Annotated in this window: 17 protein-coding genes; 16 read left to right on the plus strand and 1 reads right to left on the minus strand. The window is 73.9% G+C overall.

Annotated features, from left to right (window positions below; all coding sequences use genetic code 11):
- Positions 1-211 precede the first annotated feature (211 nt).
- From LE548_RS01815 to LE548_RS01885, 15 genes are all read left to right on the plus strand, one after another.
- Positions 212-3,379: a DUF11 domain-containing protein gene (locus LE548_RS01815; protein ID WP_225094780.1), complete on the plus strand. Its 3,168-nt coding sequence runs from the start codon at positions 212-214 to the stop codon at positions 3,377-3,379.
- Entirely contained in the window at positions 3,376-4,092 is a 717-nt protein-coding gene (locus LE548_RS01820; protein ID WP_225094781.1) for a DUF4255 domain-containing protein, read from the plus strand. Before LE548_RS01815 ends, LE548_RS01820 begins: the two co-directional genes overlap by 4 nt.
- The gene (locus LE548_RS01825; RefSeq protein WP_225094782.1) at positions 4,089-6,455 is read left to right on the plus strand and encodes an ATP-binding protein; all 2,367 of its coding nucleotides are present in this window, start codon (positions 4,089-4,091) and stop codon (positions 6,453-6,455) included. The genes LE548_RS01820 and LE548_RS01825 overlap by 4 nt, the downstream gene beginning before the upstream one ends.
- Before the next feature lie 113 nt (positions 6,456-6,568).
- Complete coding sequence (locus LE548_RS01830; protein WP_225094783.1) at positions 6,569-8,119, plus strand: phage tail sheath family protein; 1,551 nt, start codon at positions 6,569-6,571, stop codon at positions 8,117-8,119.
- Positions 8,120-8,154: 35 nt separating this feature from the next.
- Complete coding sequence (locus LE548_RS01835) at positions 8,155-8,595, plus strand: phage tail protein (protein ID WP_067043798.1); 441 nt, start codon at positions 8,155-8,157, stop codon at positions 8,593-8,595.
- A complete protein-coding gene (locus tag LE548_RS01840) occupies positions 8,592-9,095 on the plus strand; it encodes a hypothetical protein (RefSeq protein WP_225094784.1) in 504 nt (167 codons plus the stop codon). Before LE548_RS01835 ends, LE548_RS01840 begins: the two co-directional genes overlap by 4 nt.
- A complete protein-coding gene (locus tag LE548_RS01845; RefSeq protein WP_177235491.1) occupies positions 9,092-9,250 on the plus strand; it encodes a DUF6760 family protein in 159 nt (52 codons plus the stop codon). Before LE548_RS01840 ends, LE548_RS01845 begins: the two co-directional genes overlap by 4 nt.
- A 2,440-nt stretch (positions 9,251-11,690) precedes the next feature.
- Complete coding sequence (locus LE548_RS01850; protein WP_225094785.1) at positions 11,691-12,113, plus strand: hypothetical protein; 423 nt, start codon at positions 11,691-11,693, stop codon at positions 12,111-12,113.
- Positions 12,114-12,138: 25 nt separating this feature from the next.
- Positions 12,139-12,564: a phage tail protein gene (locus LE548_RS01855; RefSeq protein WP_225094786.1), complete on the plus strand. Its 426-nt coding sequence runs from the start codon at positions 12,139-12,141 to the stop codon at positions 12,562-12,564.
- Positions 12,564-13,283: a LysM peptidoglycan-binding domain-containing protein gene (locus tag LE548_RS01860; RefSeq protein WP_374116001.1), complete on the plus strand. Its 720-nt coding sequence runs from the start codon at positions 12,564-12,566 to the stop codon at positions 13,281-13,283. The genes LE548_RS01855 and LE548_RS01860 overlap by 1 nt, the downstream gene beginning before the upstream one ends.
- Positions 13,280-15,106 (plus strand): VgrG-related protein, encoded by a 1,827-nt coding sequence (locus LE548_RS01865; RefSeq protein ID WP_225094787.1) that lies wholly within the window; start codon positions 13,280-13,282, stop codon positions 15,104-15,106. The genes LE548_RS01860 and LE548_RS01865 overlap by 4 nt, the downstream gene beginning before the upstream one ends.
- 68 nt (positions 15,107-15,174) lie before the next feature.
- Positions 15,175-15,492 (plus strand): PAAR domain-containing protein, encoded by a 318-nt coding sequence (locus tag LE548_RS01870; protein ID WP_225094965.1) that lies wholly within the window; start codon positions 15,175-15,177, stop codon positions 15,490-15,492.
- A complete protein-coding gene (locus LE548_RS01875; protein WP_225094788.1) occupies positions 15,492-15,914 on the plus strand; it encodes a GPW/gp25 family protein in 423 nt (140 codons plus the stop codon). Before LE548_RS01870 ends, LE548_RS01875 begins: the two co-directional genes overlap by 1 nt.
- Positions 15,914-17,872, plus strand: a complete 1,959-nt coding sequence (locus tag LE548_RS01880) for a putative baseplate assembly protein (RefSeq protein WP_225094789.1) — start codon at positions 15,914-15,916, stop codon at positions 17,870-17,872. Before LE548_RS01875 ends, LE548_RS01880 begins: the two co-directional genes overlap by 1 nt.
- Positions 17,869-18,432: a phage tail protein gene (locus LE548_RS01885; protein WP_225094790.1), complete on the plus strand. Its 564-nt coding sequence runs from the start codon at positions 17,869-17,871 to the stop codon at positions 18,430-18,432. The genes LE548_RS01880 and LE548_RS01885 overlap by 4 nt, the downstream gene beginning before the upstream one ends.
- 72 nt (positions 18,433-18,504) lie before the next feature.
- Here the strand turns inward: LE548_RS01885 and LE548_RS01890 are convergent, their stop codons facing one another.
- Positions 18,505-18,744 carry a hypothetical protein gene (locus LE548_RS01890; RefSeq protein ID WP_225094791.1) on the minus strand — a complete coding sequence of 80 codons (240 nt, stop codon included), beginning with the start codon at positions 18,742-18,744 and terminating at the stop codon, positions 18,505-18,507.
- A gap of 46 nt (positions 18,745-18,790) precedes the next feature.
- On the opposite strand from LE548_RS01890, the gene LE548_RS01895 reads away from it, so the two are divergent.
- A complete protein-coding gene (locus LE548_RS01895) occupies positions 18,791-19,864 on the plus strand; it encodes a zinc ribbon domain-containing protein (RefSeq protein ID WP_225094792.1) in 1,074 nt (357 codons plus the stop codon).
- The last annotated feature ends 20 nt before the right edge of the window (positions 19,865-19,884 follow it).

The following is a 19,884-nucleotide window of genomic DNA, read 5'->3' on the forward strand; positions in this document are numbered from 1 at the left end:
CTGCGGGCAGCCCCGCCCGCAGCACACCCGGCACCCGGACACCGACCCACGCCCGCCCAGGCCCCGTCCCAGCGCACCCCGCACCCGGCCGCTGCCCGAAAGCGCAGCCCCCGCTTCCCCCGGGCACGGCCCCGTCGCCCTCCCGTGTGACGCGCGCGCGGGCGCACAGTGGCGGGGCACACCCTGGTGTCCCAAGACTGCGAGGTGGACCGTGAACGGCAGCGCTGGCCCCGGCGGGGAGCGCCGGCTGGGGAGATTCGGTGCGTCGCTGCTCCTGCTGGTCCCGCTGCTCGCGGTGACGGCGGCCGCCGGGCCGGACAGAGCCGAGGCCCGGCCGCAGGCGGCCGCCGACGCCGCCACCCGCATCGCCTACGCCGGCACCGGGCACCGCAGTCTCGGCAGGGTGGTCGGCACCAAGTCCAGCGAGCCGCTGTTCGGCGCGGGTCCGGCGCACTACGACGTCGAGCCGTCGGCGCTCGGCGACACGATGGTGTTCGCGAGCCGCCGCGACTCCAAGAACCCGCAGATCTACCTGCGCGCCCCCGACGGCTCGGTGCGCAAGCTGACCAGCGGCCGGGACGCGGCGCATCCCCGGCTGACCCCCGACGGCCAGGCCGTGGTGTTCGACTCGGCGGAACCCGGCGGCCCGAGCGGCAAGAAGCAGCGCGACCTGTGGCTGGTGCGCACCGACGGCACCGGGCTGACCCGGCTGACCGACACGCCGTACGACGAGGAGAGCCCGACCGTGTCACCGGACGGGCAGCGCCTGGCGTACTCCAGCGACAGCAACGCGGTGCTCGGGTTCCAGATCTATGAGCAGCCACTGGCCGGGGGCACCGCGACCCGGCTCACCACCGTGGTCGGCAAGGCGACGGAGCCGGTCTGGAATCCGGTGAACGACGCGGCGCACCGGGACCTGATCGCGTACACCTACACCTCGGACTCCTCGACGGGCCCGCGGCTGCGGGTGACCGGCGGGCCGGCCGGGGACCAGGTGCTGCTCACCAAAACCTCGATCTACTGGCGGACCCATGGGGCAGCCTGGATGCCCGATGGGGAGGGCGTGCTGTTCCTCAGCCCCGACCGCAGCTGTGGCTGCGAGGGCGACTGGGACCATGTGTACCGGGTGGACAACCGCGCACAGGACCCCCAGTTGGTGCTCATGGAGGACCGCGCGGTCGGCACGCCGACCTGGGTCGGCCCGCAGAACGGCGGTTACGTCGTGGTGGACCGCACCACGGCGAAGGTCCCCGACCCGCCGAACGGCGTGCACGGTCCGCACGTGGTGACCCTCCAGGACGTCCGGACGGACGGCGCCGACCCGCGCGACCTCGGCCTGACCCTCCTGAACGAGGACCCGGCGGCCGACACCAACACCGATCCGGCCAAGGATCCGCTGTTCAACCCGGCGTCCGGATACGACCCGTGGACCGAGCGGCAGAACTACACACCGGACGGCCGCCGCATCGTGGTGACCCGGTTCGAGGGCAGCCCGGACAACAGGATCGAGCGGATCTGGACGGTGGACGCCGACGGCTCGAACCCCGCGCCGATGCCGCTGGCCGGGCGCGGGCCGAAGGACTGGGACACCGACCCGACGTTCTCACCGGACGGCAAGTACCTTGCTTTCACCCGGACTTCGCCGGGCGGTGTCGGATCCGCGTCCGGACCGGGCCGTATCCTCGTCGCCGACGCGACGACCGGGGCGATTGTCCACGAGATCGTCCCGCCGGCGGGACAGCAGACGGGCGGCGACGCCCAGCCCACCTGGTCCTCCGACGGCACCACGCTCGCGTTCACCCGGAACATGACGATCGGCGGGGGCGGCGGCAACAAGCACATCTGGACCGTGCCGGTCGACGCCCTCGACCAGCAGCGCGACCTGAGTGCGCGGATCTGCCCCGGCGACTGCACGGTCATCGACGACAGTCCCGCGTTCTCCCCGGACGGACGCCGGATCGCCTTCAACCGCAAGGACGGCGGCGGCCGTGTCAACGAGCGCAACGGGCTCCTGCTCACCTCCGTGTCCGGCGCCGGCTGCCGGGTGCTGCTGCCCGAGTCGGCCCACTCCACCGAGGACGCCTGCCACCAGCAGCTGCCCGACACCTCCGGCACCGGCCCGCACCAGCCGCGCGACGCGGCCTGGACGGCGGACGGCAACGGGATCGTCTACAGCTCCCGCACCGACACTCCGCCCAACTGTCCTGAGAAACTCCACCTGTTGAACATCACGACCGGTCACCTGACGCCGCTCACCCTGGAGCTGCCGGGACGTCAGAAGGAGCCCAGCGTCCAGCAGTCGGTCGACTTGGCCGTGCACGCGCCGGGTACGGTGCCCGCGGTCACCGTCGGCCGCTCCACGGACATCCGCGTCGACGTCGTCAACAACGGCCCGGCCGCCTCCCCCGGCACCCGGCTGACCGTCGCCCCGCCGGCCGGTGTCTCCGTCACCCGGATCCGCCGGCCCGGCGGCACCTGTGACGCGGCCTCCCTCCAGTGCGACCTCGGTGTGGTGCCGCCCGGTACGACCGTGCCGGTGACCGTGACCGTGACCGGGCGCACCGCCGGCGAGCAGCCCGTGGACTGGTCGGTCACCGGCAGCGTCATCGACCCGCGGCCCGGCGACAACGCGGCGCGGACCGTCGTACCGGTGCACAAGGCCGCCCCGCCGGCCCCCAGCCCGTCCCCGACCCCTCCGGCACCCACACCGCCTCCCACACCGCCGGCACCGAAGGCCGGCCCCGGGGTCCGGGTCACCGCCCAGCCGAACCCGGGCTATGTCGGGGGCCGGGTCGTGCTGACGTACACCGTGCGCAACGGCCGCAACGCGCTGGCCACCGGGCTGCGGCTGCGGATCGGGCTGCCCGCCGGGATCCCGGACGGCGGGCCGCCGGCGGGGTGCGACAGCGGCTGGGTGTGCGCGCTGCCGGACCTGGCGCCGGGGGACAGCACGGTCGTCCGGGTGGTCCTCGCCCCCGACCACGCCACGACCGGCCGGGCCACCGGCGTGCTGACCACGACCGGTACGGACGCCGACCCGACCGACAACCGGACGCGCACCACGCTGCGGATCCTCCAGCCGAAGATCGTCGCCGTGCCGCCGATCGGCAAGCCCGGCTTCGTCACCTCGGTGCGCGGCAAGGACTTCCCGCCGGGCGTGCCGGTGCGGTTCACCTGGCAGCCGGGGATCACCGCGGCCGCCGCGCCGACCGTGCCCGAGCCGGACGGCACGTTCATCGGGCAGCTGCTGATCCTCGCCAAGGACCAGACGGGTCCGCGCACCATCACCGCGCGCGGCCCCGGCTTCTCCCCGGTGAAGACCGGCTTCCTGGTGGTGAACGGCAGTGTGCAGCCGCCCGACGAGGTGACCCGCCGGTGATCCACGAGGTCGACGAGGCGCTGCGCGGCCTGCTCGGCGAGTCCGGGCTGGCGGCGTCCGGGGTCGAGATCGTCTTCGACGCGCCGACCCGCGACTGGGCGGCCCGCCGGACCGCCCCCACCGTCTGCGTGTTCCTGTACGACATCCGGGAGGACGCGACCCGGCGCGGCAGCGGCGCCGGGGAGGTGTACGACGCGGACGGGTATGTGGTGGCGCGGCGCACCCCACCGCGCTGGTACGAGCTGACGTACCTGGTCACGGCGTGGGCGAGCCGTCCGCAGGACGAACACCGGCTGCTGTCGCAGGTGCTGGCCCTGCTGGCGGCCGCCGACGCGCTGCCGGACCGGCATCTCACGGGCTCGCTCGCCGAACTGGGCCTGACCGTGTCCCTGGACACCGCGGGAGCCACGCTGGACGCGCCCGCCGCCTCCGACGTGTGGTCGGCACTCGGCGGCGAGCTGAAGGCGTCCCTCGGCGTACGGGTGCGCGCGCCCCTCGCCGGGACGAGCAGGGCCGCCGCGCCGCCGGTCACCGAGGGGCTCGTGGTGCGTTCCGCGCAGGGACGGCGGGACGGTGGGGACGGGGCTCCGGTGCCGGGGCGCCGGCTGCGATACGACGGGGTGAGCGACCCGGGGCCCGAGGAGGGGTTCGCCGGTCCGCGCGAGCGGCGGCCGGCCCCCGCGCGCCGCCGCCGCGGAGGCCGCCAGCCGTGACGTACCTGGAGGAGACGGTCAGGGACATCGGCGCGGACCCGCTGTGGGCACGGCTGCGCCTGGTCGAGGAGCGGGTCCGGTACGCGGTGGCGGCCCGGCGCGCCGTCGATCCCGACCCCGACGATCCGTACCGGGGGCAGTACCTCACCCCGGAGGCGGCCCAGCGGATCCTGGACGGGCCGGGCGGACTCGACGTACCGGGCTACGACCCGCAGCCCCCGCCGCCCGGTTCCCCGCTCGGCATCCTGGCCGAGCGGTTCGGCCTGGCGCCGCTCGACACGGACCTGCTGCTGATCGCCCTGGCCCCGGATCTGGACGCCCGCTTCGAGCGGCTCTACGGCTATCTCAACGACGATCTGACCCGCCGTCGGCCGACGGTCGGGCTGGCGCTGGAGCTGTACGGGCTCGGGCCGGCGTCGGCGGCCCGGTTCCGGTTCTCGCCCGGGGCGCCGCTGGTCGCGGGCGGCCTGCTGGAGGTCACCGAGCCCGAACGCCCGCCGCTGTCAAGGGTGTTGGCGGTCCCGGACCGGGTCACCGGACATCTGCTGGGCGACACCGCGCCCGACGCCCGGCTCGCCGGAGTCCTCGGCACGGCCGTGGCGGACCCGACGGCGGAGCCGGACGAGGTCCGGCGAGCAGCCCGCGCGGTCCGGTCCGGGCCGGGCCTGGTGCACCTGCTGGACCGGGGCGGGGACGCGCCGGGACTGGCCGCCACGGCGCTGCGCGCGGCCGGACTCGGCACGCTGGTCCTGGACACGGCGGCACTCGCCCGGCGCCCCGCCGACCTGCCCGTGCTCGCCCGGGTCGCGGCGCTGGAGGCCCGGCTCACCGGTGCGGGCGTCATCCTCGGCCCGCTGGAGGACCTGCCGTCCACGCCCGCCGAACGGGCCCGCAGCGCAAGCGAGTTGTGCGCGGCGCTGCGCGACATCCCCCTGTTCACCCACGGCACGGACGGCTGGGACCCGTCATGGGCGGCCGACACCCCGATCGTGCTGCCGGTCAACCCGCCCTCCCCCGCACGACAGGCCGCGCGCTGGCGCCACGCCCTCGCCCTGGCCGGCGCCGACACCTCCGCGACCGGCGCCACGCTTCCCCTGCCGGGGACACCGGTGGACAGCATCACGCTTCCCCTGACCGAAGCCCCCATGAACGGCGACACACTCCCCCAGACCGAGGCCTGCGCGGACGGCGAGGCACTTCCCCCGGCTCGCGACTCCCCGGACGGTCGGACAGCTCCCCCGATCCGTGACTCCCCGGACGCCGACGCCCTCCCGCTGACCGAAGCCTGCATGAAGGGCGACACGCCGCCGCCGGCCGAGGCCTCCGCGGACGGCGAGGCGCTTTCCTCGACCGGCACCCCCACGGCTGGCGATGCCGATGCGCTGGCCCGGGCGGTCGCCGCGCATCGTCTCGACGGCGGGCAACTTCGGCGCGCCGCCAGTGCCGCCGTGCGCAGCGCGGGGCTCGCGGGGCGTCCGGTCTCCCCGGGTGATCTGCGCGCGGCCGTACAGGCGCAGAACGGGGCGGGGCTTGCGCGGCTGGCGCGCAGGGTGGAGCCGGACGTCGGCTGGGACGATCTGGTGCTGCCCTCACCGACCCGGCGCAGGCTGCGCGAGCTGGCCGTACGCGCGCGCCATCGCGATCAGGTACTCGGGCAGTGGCGGATGCGACCGGGCGGCGGCCGGGGGCGCGGGGTGATCGCGCTGTTCGCGGGCGAGTCGGGCACCGGCAAGACCATGTCCGCCGAGGTGGTCGCCGCCGACCTCGGCATGGACCTGTACGTGGTGGATCTGTCCACGGTCGTGGACAAGTACGTGGGCGAGACCGAGAAGAACCTGGAACGGATCTTCACCGAGGCGTCCGCCGTCAACGCGGTGCTCCTCTTCGACGAGGCCGACGCGATCTTCGGCAAGCGCTCGGAGGTCAAGGACGCCCACGACCGGCACGCCAACATCGAGTCGGCGTATCTGCTCCAGCGCATGGAGTCCTTCGACGGGATCGCCGTCCTGACCACGAACCTGCGGGCCAACCTGGACGAGGCGTTCACCCGCAGACTCGACGTGGTGGCCGAGTTCCCCGTGCCCGACGCGGCCCAGCGCCTCGCCCTGTGGGAACGCTGCCTGGGCGAGCGGCTGCCGCGCGCCGCCGACCTCGACCTCCGCTTCTGCGCGGACCGTTTCGAACTGGCCGGCGGCTCCATCCGGGCGTGCGCGGTGACCGCCGCCTATCTCGCGGCGGAGGCCGAAGGACCGCTCACCATGCGGCAGTTGGTGTCGGCAGTGGTGCAGGAGTACCGCAAGCTCGGCCGGCTGGTACTGGAGAGCGAGTTCGGGCCGTATCTGGCGGACGTCCTCGGCGCCTGAAAAGGCAGCGCGGTTGCCCCCGGCAAGGTACCCACGCACCTGTCCGTGAGCCGGACCCGCCTCGGAGACTCGGCATCGACGCAGGTGACCCGATGGAACGTGAAGGAGCGAGCATGCCGACGTACCTCACCCCGGGCGTGTACGTGGAGGAGGTGCAGTCCGGTGCCCGCCCCATCGAAGGGGTCGGCACCGCCGTCGCCGCGTTCGTCGGGTTCGCCCAGCGCGGGCCCTTCCACGAACCGACCCTGGTCACCAACTGGGACCAGTACACCCAGCTGTTCGGCGGCTTCACCGAGGGCACCTACCTCGCGCACGCCGTCTACGGCTACTTCTCCAACGGCGGCGGCGCGGCCTACGTGGTGCGCATCGGCGCCTCCGCCGAGGGCACGTCGGAGGGCGGCCGGGGCTCCCGTGAGGTGCGGACGGCCGAGCCGATCGCGCTCGGCGGGTTCCAGATCACGGCCCGGCCCGGCATGTCCGGCCTGTCGGTGGAGATCGCCGACGCCGACGGCGAGAACCCGCCCGAGGACCGCTTCAAGCTGCTGGTCCGCCAGGGCGAGCAGGTCGTCGAGACATACGACGTCTCCACCCGCAAGAACGTCAAGGGCTATGTGGTCAGCCAGCTGCGCACCTCCAAGCTGATCGAGGTCACCGAGCAGCGCGACGCCGGCCAGACCCGCCCGGCGAGCCAGACGGTGGCCGTGCCCGACGCGCCGGCCGCGCCCGCCGTGCCCGGCTCCGGCGCGGCGAACCGGCTCGACCCGGCCGAGTACGTCGGCGACGCCGCCGCTCGCACCGGGTTCGCCGGGCTGGAGGCCATCGACGAGATCACCATGGTCGCGGTGCCCGACCTGATGGGCGCCTACCAGCGCGGCGACATCGACGCCGAGGGCGTGCGCACCGTCCAGCTCGCGGTCATCTCGCACTGCGAGCAGATGGGTGACCGGGTCGCGGTCCTGGACACCCCGCCCGGCCTCACCGCCCAGCAGGTGCGCCACTGGCGCAACGAGGAGGCGGGCTACGACTCCCGGTACGCCACCCTCTACTACCCGTGGGTGCGGGTCTTCGACCCGGCGGCGGGCCGCAACACCACTGTTCCGCCGAGCGGTCACATCGCGGGCGTGTGGGCGCGCAGCGACGCCGAGCGCGGGGTGCACAAGGCGCCCGCCAACGAGGTGATCCGGGGCGCGGTGGACCTGGACATCCGGCTCAGCAAGGGTGAGCAGGACCTCCTCAACCCGATCGGCGTGAACTGTGTCCGCGCCTTCCCCGGCCGGGGCATCCGGATCTGGGGCGCCCGCACCCTGTCCTCCGACCCGGCCTGGCGTTATCTGAACGTGCGCCGCCTCTTCAACTACCTTGAGGAATCCATCCTGTTGGGCACCCAGTGGGTGGTCTTCGAGCCGAACGACGACCGGCTGTGGTCGAGCATCCGACGCAACGTCACCGCGTTCCTCACCGAGGAATGGCGCCGGGGCGCGCTCTTCGGCCGCACCGCCGACGAGGCGTTCTACGTCAAGTGCGACCGCGACAACAACCCGCAGACGTCCATCGACCAGGGCCGGGTCGTCTGCGAGATCGGTGTCTCCCCCGTCAAGCCCGCCGAGTTCGTGGTGTTCCGGCTGGCCCAGTTCTCCGACAGCACCAGCCTCATCGACGAGTGACCCGCGGGTCGGACAAGGAAAGGTGACAGGCAGTCATGGCAGAGGGCGATGCTCTTTCCACACACGTCTTCGGTGTGCAGCTCGGCGGGTACATGGTCGAGTCGATCCAGGAGATCAGCGGGTTCTCCGTCGAGGAGGAGGTCGTCGAGGTCAAGCAGGTCACGTCGACGGGCAAGCAGATCATCCGGAAGCAGCCCGGGGCACGGCAGGCCGGCGAGATCACGATCACACGGGGACTCGACAAGAGCAGTGAGTTCACCAAGTGGATCAAGGAGACACTCAACAACGGTGCCGTCGACACCGCCCGGCAGAACCTGACGATCGAGATCAAGGACACCAAGGGCGACACGGTCCGCCGTATCCAGCTGATGAACGGCTGGGCCTCCAAGTGGGAGGGCCCCTCCCTCAAGGCCGGCGAGTCCTCGCCCGCCACCGAGACCGTCACGATCGTGTTCGAGGAGATCGTCGTCGAATGAGGCGCCGTACCGTCACGGCCGGCAACCTGGAGGAGCTCCTGGAGGTGACGTCGCCCGCTCAGGCAGCCGACCAGCCCCAGGCTCAGCCTCCGGCACCGGCCCCCGGCCCCACGCCACCGCAGGACCACGGGCTGCGCACGGAGTTCGAGTTCGAGCTGCCGCGCGGGTACGTGGACGAGGCGGGCACCCTGCACCGGCACGGCGCGATGCGCCTGGCCACCGCCCGGGACGAACTGCGGCCCCAGATCGATCTGCGGGTCAAGGAGAACCCGGCGTATCTGAGCGTGGTGCTGCTGAGCCAGGTGATCACCCGGCTGGGCACCATCACGGATGTGCACGCGGGGATCGTGGAGCGGATGTACGCCACCGACGTCGCGTTCCTCCAGGACTTCTACCGCCGCGTCAACAGCGAGGGGCACACCCGCGCTGCGGTGACCTGCCCGCACTGCGAGGGCGCCTTCGAGGTCGACCTCTCGGGTGGGCGCCTGGGGGAATCGTGACGTACGCACTCCCCCGGCTGCGGGAGGAGATCGCGTACATCGCCTACCACTTCCACTGGCAGCGCGAGGAGATCCTCGACCTCACCCACGCCGAACGGCGCCAGTGGGTGACCGAGATCGCCCGTATCAACACCCGTGTGAACGAAGGTGGTTGAGCACATGGCATGGCGGGACAGGCTGCGCCGCCGGGCCCCGGCGCGGACCCCCGCGCCCGGCTCTCCCGCGGGTACGTCCGCTTCCGGTGCGGTCGCCTCCACGGGTTCCAGCGCGGAATCGTCGGTGCCGGGCACGGCGGGTATGTCCTTGTCCGTGCCCGGCGACTGGGACGGCGGCTGGCGCCGCACCGCGCCGCCGACGCTGACCGTGGCCCGCGCCCCGCTCGGCGTGAGCGACGGCCTCACCTTCCGCGCGGGCCTCGCGTCCTGGCAGAACCCCTCCTTCGATGCCGGCCTCGGGCACGCACTGCTGCCGTCCGCGCCGGTGGGCCTGATCCATGGCGTCACCGGGCGCGCCGTAGCAGGTGGCACGTACGCCGACGGCGGACCGCTGCTGTTGCGGGCGCTGCGGACGGATGCCGAGGAGGGCGAAATCCCGGCCGTGCCCGACCGTCCGGCCCCTGCCTCCGCGGAGAGCCCTGCGGGCGACAAGGGCAGCAAGGGGAACAAGGGAGACAGGGGAGACGACGAGGCGGCACGTAAGCGGACTTCGGCTCCGTCACACAGATCCGGGCGTTCTCCCGCCGCGGCCGGCATCCCGTCCGTCCAGCGCTCGGTGACCGCGTCCGCGCCCAGCCGTGCGCTCGTGACCACGGATCCCCTCGTGCCGACGGCCGCGCCAAGGACGCCGGTTCAGCGGGCCGGGGCCGAGGGCGACGCCGCCCGTCCGGTCCGGCCCGCCGATCCCGGCCGCCCGGCACGGGGGCCGGAGATTCCCGTGGTGCGGCGCATTGCCGTGGTGCCGGACACATCGGGCGGCTCCGCTGAACCCGGGGCTCCGGCCGGCCGCCGTACCGCAGCGCAGGCCAAAGACTCCGCGCGGCGGGAGCGGTCGGCGGACGGCCCCGTGCGCCCGGTGGCCGTCGGCCCCTCGCTGACCGTGGCCCGGCGCATGGCCACGCCGGTACGACGGATCACCGCGCTACGGCCCGCTGCTCCGCCCACCGAGGCACCCCCTCCCCCTGCCGCGGGCAAGCACGCGGCATCCATCGGCGTCACCAGTGAGGCTCCTGCACCCACACCCGCTGCGCGGCACGCCGCCGCCCCCGCACGACCCGGCACCCGGCCACCACTGGGCGCGCCCCTGCCCGAACTCCCCTCCAGCGCCCGCCCCTTGCCCTCCCATACACCGGATGCGACACGACCTGAGAACGTCCCACACCCGGCTCCCGGACCGGCACTGCCGATCGTGCAGCGCCACGTGGACACCATCTCCGCTTCCGCTCCGGGCTCGTACGGCAGCGGCCTCGCGACGCCCAGGAGCGAGGAGAGGCCGGCCGCCGCACCGACCGGACCCGAGCCGGCTCGCCGTGCCGCCCCGCCCCGCCCGTCCGACGACCACCCGTCCGACGACCGCCCATCCGACGGCCGTCCGTCAGGACCCCGTCCGTCAGGCGCCCGGGCCCGTGGCGGCCTGGGGGCACCGCTGCCCGCGATGCCACCGACAGCGGACGTCCCGCGCCCTGCCCGCCCCGGTGGCCGGCCGCACATCCCGGCCGATCCGCCCGCTCCGCACCTCCAGCGCACCCCCGCGCGCCCGGACCGGACCGCCGCAAGCACTCCCGAGTCCCCCGCGGCCACCTCCCCGCTGCTGGGCGCAATGGACACCGAATTCAGCAAGCCAGACGTCAGCTCCGTTACCCCACAGTCAACTTCAGCCTCGGCTCCGTCCGCCGCCCCGACTCCCGCCACACCCCTGGTGGCTCGGTCAGCGCCCTCCGCCGGACCCGCGCCGGAGGCCCGAGCGGCCTCCACGGACGGGCCTACGACGCCGGCCGGCACAGCGGCGAGGGCTGTGCCCGCCTCCGCGAGCGGATCGGCGGCACCGGCACGGACGCAATCCGGCGGAGCCATTCCGGTCGTCGTCGCCCGGGCCGTCGGCGCGCCCGTCCACTCCCCCGCCCGCGTCCCCGTCCCCGGCCGACCCCCGGGCACCACCGGCGACCAGCCCTCAGGTGTGATCGGCGTACACCCCCTCACGCGACCGCGTCGGCCGGCGCACCGCAGTCTTTCCCTGCTCCCCGCCCGCCGGCTCACGGTCAACACCCGTGTACCGGAGGGCGTTGCGTCTCCTGCCACGGTCCGCTCCACCGAGCGTCCGGTCGTGGCCGCCTCCTGGCGACGCGACCCGAACTCGCCACCGCCACCAGCACCAGCACCAGCACCAGCACCAGCACTGACAGCGGCACCGGCACCGGCACCGGCACCAACGTCGTCCGCTCCCTATGTGCAGCGAAGCAGCGTCTCCCCGCCGGCGTCGACGACGTACGACTCGCCCTCGCACAGTCCGAGTTCTGCGCAACCTCGCCGCGCTGTCCCCGTCGTACGCCCGAATCCCCCCGTCCAGCGGGCCACACCCATCAGGCCGCAGGCACTGCCGGTGACCGATCCGCAGGCGCCGCCGATGCAGGAGCGCCCGGCGAGCACGGCCTGGCAGACCGGCCCGTCCGTGCCCGTGGTCCGCGCCGCCCGTGCGACGGCCGGGATGCGTACCGGCACCGCCCCCGCCCCGGCGAGACCCGTCGTCCAGCGGGACGTGGCCGGCGCCGGTGGTGTTCCCCCCGGTGTGCCGGTGACCGCCGTGCCCCCGAGGCCGGTGCAGCGGACGCCCGACAAGCCACCGGGGGCGGCAGGGAAGGCCCCGGGCAAGGACACGGTCCGGTCGGCCGGAGCGCCCCAGGACCCCGGGATCGATCTGGACGAGCTGGCGCGGCGGCTGCTGGATCCGCTGGCCCGGCTGCTGCGGGCCGATCTGCGCAGGGGCCGGGAACGTGCGGGCCGGCCGTACGACGGACGGCGCTGAGGAACAGGGAACGGATGGCCAAGGGATGACGGACAACATCTTCGCGACGAGCGTGTTCTTCCGGCTCGCGATCGGCGGCAACGACCTGGGTGCCTTCCACACCTGCTCCGGGATGGGGGCGGAGGTGGAGATGGAGACCTATGCCGAGGGCGGCAACAACGGCTTCACCTGGCAGTTGCCCGGCCGGGTGACCTGGTCGAACATCACGTTCACCCGGCCGGTCACCGCCGACACGGCGAAGATCGGGCGCTGGCTCGACCAGACGCTGCGCCGGGTGGAACCGAAGGACGGGGAGATCGTGGCGCTGAGGCCGGATCTGAGCCGGATCATCAGCTGGCAGGTGCTCGGCATCGTGCCGGTGCGCTGGCAGGGGCCGTCGTTCGATCCCTCGTCCTCGCAAGCCGCCGTGGAGACGCTGGAGATCGCGCATGAGGGACTGAGGCCCTCCTGATGACCACTGTGCGCACCAGCCGGGCCAGGGCGCAGCTGACCCTGAAGGAACCTCCGGCGGCGGTGGGCGCGAAGCCCGGTGGGACGATCGCGCGGCTGGCTCTGCAGTTCAATCCGAACACCCTCCAGCTGCGCAAGACCACCGAGTGGCGGCGCACCCCGTCGCGGATGGCCGGGCAGTCGGCGCTGCCGGAGTTCGTGGGCAGCGGGCCTCGGGAGCTCAGTCTTGAGGTCTTCCTCGACGCGACGTCGACGCATGACAATTCGGTCGAGCAGGCCGTGGAGACGCTGATGAAGGCGTGTGTGCCGAGTCCGGCGAGCCTCGCGCGGAAGAAGCCGGCCAGTCCGTGGGTGCGGTTCGAGTGGGGTACGGCCCGGACGACGTCGTTCGACGGGGTGCTGTCGAGCCTGTCGGTGACGTACACGCTGTTCGACGTGGACGGCAAGCCGCTGCGGGCGACCTGTGCGCTGTCGGTGGAGGAGGCGAGCGTCGACCCGCCGGGGCAGAACCCGACGTCCGGTGCGCGCACCGCCCGCAGCACGCACACGGTGGTGGCCGGGGACAGCCTCGCGCTGCTGGCGTGGCGGGAGTACGGCGACGCGACGGCCTGGCGGGTCATCGCGGAGGCGAACGGGATCGACGACCCGATGGCCCTGGCACCCGGTACCGAACTGGTGGTGCCGGCGCTCGGGGAAGCGGGCGGTGAGGAGGAGCGGTGACCACACCCGAGGCGCGCGGCGGCCGGTCGTTCGCGGCGGACCCCGTCGTGGAGGCGCCCGGTGAGCTACCGCAGATCTGGGCAGCGCAGCTGGTGAGCTGCGTGGTGGACGAGAACGTGGGTCTGCCGGACACCGCCGTGCTGACCTACCGCGATCCCGACCACGAGTTCCTGAGGTCGACCGGCATCACCCTCGGCACCCCGCTGCGGGTGTCGGTGGTGACGGTCGCCGGGCAGGCGCGCGAGCGGCTGTTCAACGGCGAGGTCACGGCCGTGGAGATCGACCGGGACTCCACCGGGTCGTTCACCGTCGTACGTGCCTACTCGGTCGCGCACCGGCTGCAGCGCGGCCGGAAGGTGGTGGCGTACCGCAACATGACGGCCGCCGCCATCGTGCGCAAGGTGGCCGCCGGGGCGGGGCTGCCGTGCGGGAAGGTGGAGGCCGCGCCGGTGACGTACCAGCAGCTGTCGCAGGCCAATGTCTCCGACTGGGACTTCCTGCAGTATCTGGCGGGCGAGAGCGGTGCGCTGGTGCGGGTGGACGACCAGGGGGTGCTGCAGTTCACCAAGCCCGAGAAGGCCTCCGGTGCGCCCGCGCCGTCGACGCCGGCCACGCAGAGCCCGATGGTGCTGGAGTACGGGCGGAATCTGCTCGCGCTGCGGGCCGCGCTGTCGGGAGCGGACGGTGCGGCCCAGGTGGAGGTGCGCGGCTGGGACGTCACCACGAAGACGCCGCTCGTGGCCCGGCAGCAGTCGGTGACCAGCGACACGGTACTGCCCGGTCTGGCCCCGGAGTTCGGCGCCCGGTTCGGGAAGTCGGCGAAACTGACGGTGACGGACACGCCGTACCGGACGCAGGCCGAGACCACCGCGGCCGCCGCTGCCATCGCCGGTCAAGTGAGCGCCGGATTCGGTGAGTTGGAGGCGTTGGCCGAGGGCAATCCGCGGCTGCGGGCGGGCCTGCCGGTGGCGCTCGGCAATGTGGGGCCGGCGTTCTCCGGCCGGTACACGGCGACGGCGGTGCAGCACAGCCTGGAGCCGCACGGCGGCTACCGGACCACGGTATGGGTGAGCGCCAGCCCGGACCGTTCCCTGGCGGGCCTGGTGACCGGCGCGAACGCACCCGGGCGCGGGCCGCGCATGCCGGGTCTGGCGATCGGCGTGGTGACGGACGTGCGTGAGCCGGGCGGCGCGCAGAGCGGCGGGGTCCGGCTCACCTTCCCCTGGCTGGACGACACGTACGTGACCGACTGGGTGCGAACCGTGCAGTGGGGCGGCAAGGGCGGCGGGGGTGTGGTGAGTCCCGAGGTCAACGACGAGGTGCTGGTCGGCTTCGAACAGGGGCTGCTGGACCGCCCGTACGTCATCGGGGGTCTGTACAACGGCGTGGACCGGCCCTCGCCGCACGACGTGCCGCTGGTCGACGGGACCAGCGGCAAGGTCAACCGCCGTTCCTTGGTGTCGCGTTCGGGGCACCGGCTGGAGCTGCTGGATGCGCCCGCACCGGGACCGTCCGGCGTACGGCTGCGCACCGCGGACGAGCGGCTGGAGGTGCTGCTGGACGACCGGCACGACCGGATCGAGCTGACGGTGTACGCGGCCGGCGGCCGGCGGGCGCTGTCCTCACTGCGGCTGGACGAGCACGGCATCACGCTCGACGCGACGACCGGCAAGGTCAGCGTGAAGGGCGGCAGCGTGGAGATCGACGGCACCAGCGCGGTCAAGGTCGGCGGCCGGTCGGTGAGCGTCGCCGGGCAGGCGGACCTCACGCTCGACGGCGGTCTGCTCGGTGTGCTGAAGGCGGATCTCGTGCGCATCAACTGACGTCGACCCGAGCTGTTTCCACGGCCGTCGAGGCCATGACCACCCCTTCGGACTTCGAGGAGCCCGGCATGCCCGCCGCAGCCCGTACCGGCGACCCCACCAGCCACGGGGGTGTGATCGCCACCCCGCCGCCCGGCGCCGCCGCGGCGGTGGCGCGTGTGCTGATCGGCGGCCGTCCCGCCGCCGTCGTGGGCAGCCTGCACACCTGTGTGATGCCCCCGCACGCGGCCCTGGGCCCGGCCAACGTGATCCTGCCGAGCCCGGCCGCGCTCGTCTCGGGCGAGGTGCTCATCGGCGGGCTGCCGGCCGCCCGGATGGGCGACACCACCGCGTGCGGCGCGACCGTTCAGCTCGGCGCCCTGAACGTGCAGATCGGAGGGGTGTGATGAGCGAGCGGTTCATCGGGCGCGGCTGGGCGTTCCCGCTGCGGGTGGGGCCGACCGGCGGGATCGCCATGGTGGAGCGGGAGCGGGAGATCGAGGAGGCGATCCGGCTGGTGCTGGGCACCGCGCCCGGCGAGCGCCCGATGCGGCCCGAGTTCGGCTGCGGCATCCACGACTACGTCTTCGCACCCGGCGACGGTGCCACCGCCGGGCGGATCGCACAGGCGGTGCGGGAGGCACTGGAGCGGTGGGAGCCGCGGATCACGGTGGACGACGTGGCGGTGGCCTTCGACGCGGTGGACGACGGAACCCTCTACATCGACGTGCGCTACACGGTGCGCTCCACCAACGACCGGCGCAATCTGGTGTTTCCCTTCTACACGATCCCCTCCGAGGAGGGGGCCGAGGAAGCGGTCGCGGACTGATGGCCCTGCCCTCCCCCAACCTGGACGACCGGCGGTTCCAGCAACTCGTCGACGAGGCGAAGCGGTACGTGCAGCAGCGCGCCCCGGAGTGGACCGACCACAACGTCTCCGATCCGGGCGTCACCCTGATCGAGACGTTCGCCTATCTCGTGGACCAGCTGCTGTACCGGCTGAACCGGGTGCCGGACAAGAACTACACCGCCTTTCTCGACCTGCTGGGCATCCGGCTGTTCCCGCCGTCGGCCGCCTCGGCCGAGGTCGACTTCTGGCTGTCGGCACCGCAGCCCGACACGGTGACACTGCCCGCCGGGACCGAGGTGACGACGGCGGACGGCGACACGGAGGAGCCCGTGGTGTTCGCGACCACGGGCGAACTGCGCGTCGTTCCCGCCGAGTTGATCCGGCTGGTGACCGCGCCCCGCACCGGCGACCAGGCCGACCGGACGCGTGAGCTGGCCGAGGGCCGGGACGTACGGTGCTTCCAGGCGGCTCCCGAGCCGGGGGACGCGGTGCTGTTCGGGCTGCCCGCGGCGGTACCGCGGTGCATCGTCGCCGTGCGGCTGGACAGCCGGGTGGAGGGCGTCGGGGTGGACCCGCGCCAGCCGCCGCTGGTGTGGGAGGCGTGGGACGGTGTGCGCTGGCAGGTGTGCGAGACCGGCTCGGACACCACCGGCGGTCTGAACCGGCCCGGCGAGGTGATCGTGTACGTCCCGGCCGGGCACACCGCGTCGGTGATCGGCGGCACGCGGGCGGGCTGGCTGCGCTGCCGGGTCACCGAGGCGGAGCCGGGCCAGCCGTTCTACTCGGAGTCCCCGACCGTGCGCGAGGCCACGGTGTTCACGGTCGGCGGCACCATCACCGTCGAGCACGCGGAGACGGTCACGGACGTACCGCTCGGATCGTCCGAGGGGGTGCCGGGGCAGACGTTCCGGCTCGGCCGGCCGCCGGTGCTCCTGGACGGCGAGCCGCCGGTGGTGGAGGTCTCCTCGGCCGACGGCTGGCGGCGCTGGGAGGTGGTCGAGCACTTCGGCCGCTCGGGCCCCACCGACCGGCATGTCCAAGTCGACGCCACCACGGGCGAGTTCACCTTCCCGCCCGCGCTGCGCGAGCCGGACGGCACGCTGCGGCCGTGCGGGGCGGTGCCGGAGAAGGGCGCCCGGATCCGGGTGTCCCGCTATCGCACCGGCGGCGGCCCGGCCGGCAATGTGGCCCGGGGCGCGATCTCGGTGCTGCGCAGCTCGGTGCCGTACATCGCGCGGGTGACCAACCGGGAGGCGGCGCGCGGCGGGGTGGACGGGGAGAGCGTCGCCAACGCCAAGCTGCGGGCCCCGGACGCGCTGCGGATGCAGGAACGGGCGGTGACGGCGGAGGACTACGAGATCATCGCCCGGCAAGCGGCTCCTTCGGTGCGCCGGGTGCGCTGTCTGCCCGCCGCTCAGGAAGCGGGTGCGGTGCGGGTGCTGGTGGTGCCGGACGCGGTGGCCGACGAGGGCGACCGGCTCCGCTTCGAGCAGCTGATCCCGTCGGACCAGGTGCTCGCCACGATCACCGAGAGCCTGGACGAACGGCGGCTGATCGGGACCCGGTTGGTGGTGGAACCGCCGGTCTACCAGGGCGTCACGGTCGTCGCCCGGCTCGCGGCGGCGCCCGGGGAGACCGACCGGGTGCGGGACGCGGCTCTCGCCGCGCTCTTCGGGTACCTCAATCCGCTGCACGGCGGACCGGACGGCACCGGATGGCCGTTCGGGCGGCCCGTGCAGTACGGCGAGATCTTCGGCCTGCTGCAACGCGCCACCGGCAACGCGCTGGTGGAGGAGATCCGGCTGTTCCCCGCCGACCCGGTCACGGGCCGCCGGGGCGCCCCGGCGGACCGCATCGACGTGACCCCGGGCGCGCTGGTGTTCTCGTACCAGCACCAGGTCGTCGTACAGCCCCTGGAGCCGGGAGGCCGGGCATGAGCCGCGCCGCCGTGCCCGGCCTGCCGAGCCGGCACCCCATCGGCGGGCTGCTGCCCGCGCTGTACGCCGACGACGATTTCGCCCAGCGCTTCACCGCCGGTCTGGACACCGTCCTCGCCCCGGTGTTCGCCACCCTCGACAATCTGCCCGCCTATCTCGACCCGCGCATCGCGCCGCTCGACTTCGTGGCCTGGCTGGCGTCCTGGGTGGGCGCCGACGACGACCCCGGGTGGCCGGCTGAACTGCGCCGCGAGGCGGTCGTCCGCGCGGTGGAGCTGCACCGGCGGCGCGGCACCCGGCGTGGGCTGGTCGAGCGGCTGTGGCTCACCCTCGGGGTGAACGCCGACGTCAGCGGCGACGGCACGGCGGTGTGGTCCCGCACCGCGGGCGCCGACCTGCCACCGGAGCCGACCGGTGAGGTAGTAGTCCGGGTGTGGCCGGGGCGCGACCCGGAGGTGGACGAGGGCCGGGTCCGGGCGGTCGTCCGGTCCCTGTGTCCGGTGCATGTCTCGTGCCGGGTGGAGATCCTGCCCGGCCCGCCCGCCGACGAAGGGAGGTGACGCCATGCGCGCCTGTCCCGCGTGCGGGGCGTCCAACGACCCCGCTGACGACTTCTGCGGCAACTGCGGGGCCTACCTGGGCTGGTCCGAGGAGGGTTCTCGGGACACGTCCGCCCCGCCGGCCGCACCGGAACCGCCGGCCTCGTCCACCCCGCCGGCCGCACCGGAACCGCCGGCCTCGCCCGCCCCGGCGGCCGACGAAACCGCCGCTTCCCGTCCTGCGACGTCCCGCACGTCACCCTCTCCCGCACCCCGTACGTCGTCCCTGCGGACCAGGCTGACGGGGCGGTCCCGGCGGAGTTCGGACGACACGCCCGAGCCGGAGCGAGCCCAGGAGGCCCTGACTCCGGTGGCCCCGGTGCCGGCAGCACCGGTCACGGACGGGCCGACGGGAGACAACGACCCTGCAGAGGGCGGGAGTTCGGACCGTGAGATCGGCGCGGGTGGCGCGGAACGCGGTGCGGACGAGCAGAGCCCCACCACATCCCGCACCCCCGACAGCGCCGCCGCCCCGTCCGGCACCCCCGGCATCCCCGACACCGCCACCGCGCCGACGCCCGCTCCGGCTCCGCCGGTCCCCACGGCCGCCCCTGCCCCTCCGGTCCACCCCGCCGCCTCCGTCTCGACGCCGCCCTCGCCGCCGCCGTCCGAGGACGTCGGGCCCGTGCAGCCCGCGAAGCCGGTCGCACCGCGTCCTGTCGTGCGGGCGGCGGCCGTGCCGGAGGAGGAGGTGTCCGGGGTGCCGTGCCCGGTGTGCGGCACACCCAATCCGCCCGGCCGCCGGTTCTGCCGCCGCTGTGCGAGCCTGCTCACCCCGGCGGCGGACCGGGCGCCGCTGCCCTGGTGGCGGACCATCTGGCCGCTGCGGCGCCGGGTGCGGGCGGGGTCCGGGCGGTGGATCCGGGTGCTGGTCACCCTGGCCGTGATTCTGGCGCTGTGCGTGGGCGGGTTCTTCCTGCTGCCCGCCGGGCGCGCCCTGTTCGAGGACACCCGCGACAAACTCGGCGGCGTCAAGGCCGTCACTCCGGTGGCCGTCCACGCGAGTGCCGAGGTGCCCGGCCATCCGGCGAAGAACACCACGGACGGGCTCAACAACCGCTACTGGGGCGCACCCGGCGCAGGGGCCTCGATCACGTACACCTTCGGCAAGCCGTTCCGGATGGTCGACCTCATCGTCACGAACGGCGCGTCGATGGAGCCCGAGGAGTACGACCGTGAGGCGCGGGCGCTCCGGATGGACATGGAGGTCACGTCGGCCGACGGGTCGGTGCACCGCAAGGAGATCGACCTCGGCGACAAGGCGGGAACGCAGACCGTCACGACCGGGATCGACGACGTGGTGAAGGTGCGGCTGGTGCTGGGGTCGGTCACCGGGCTCACGGCTCGGCGTCATGTCGCCGTCGCCGAGGTGGAGTTCTTCCAGCGGAGCTGACACCCGGGCGGCAAGAGCGG

Origin of the sequence: Streptomyces sp. CoH27, assembly GCF_020181035.1 — a bacterium.
GTDB lineage: Bacteria > Actinomycetota > Actinomycetes > Streptomycetales > Streptomycetaceae > Streptomyces > Streptomyces camelliae.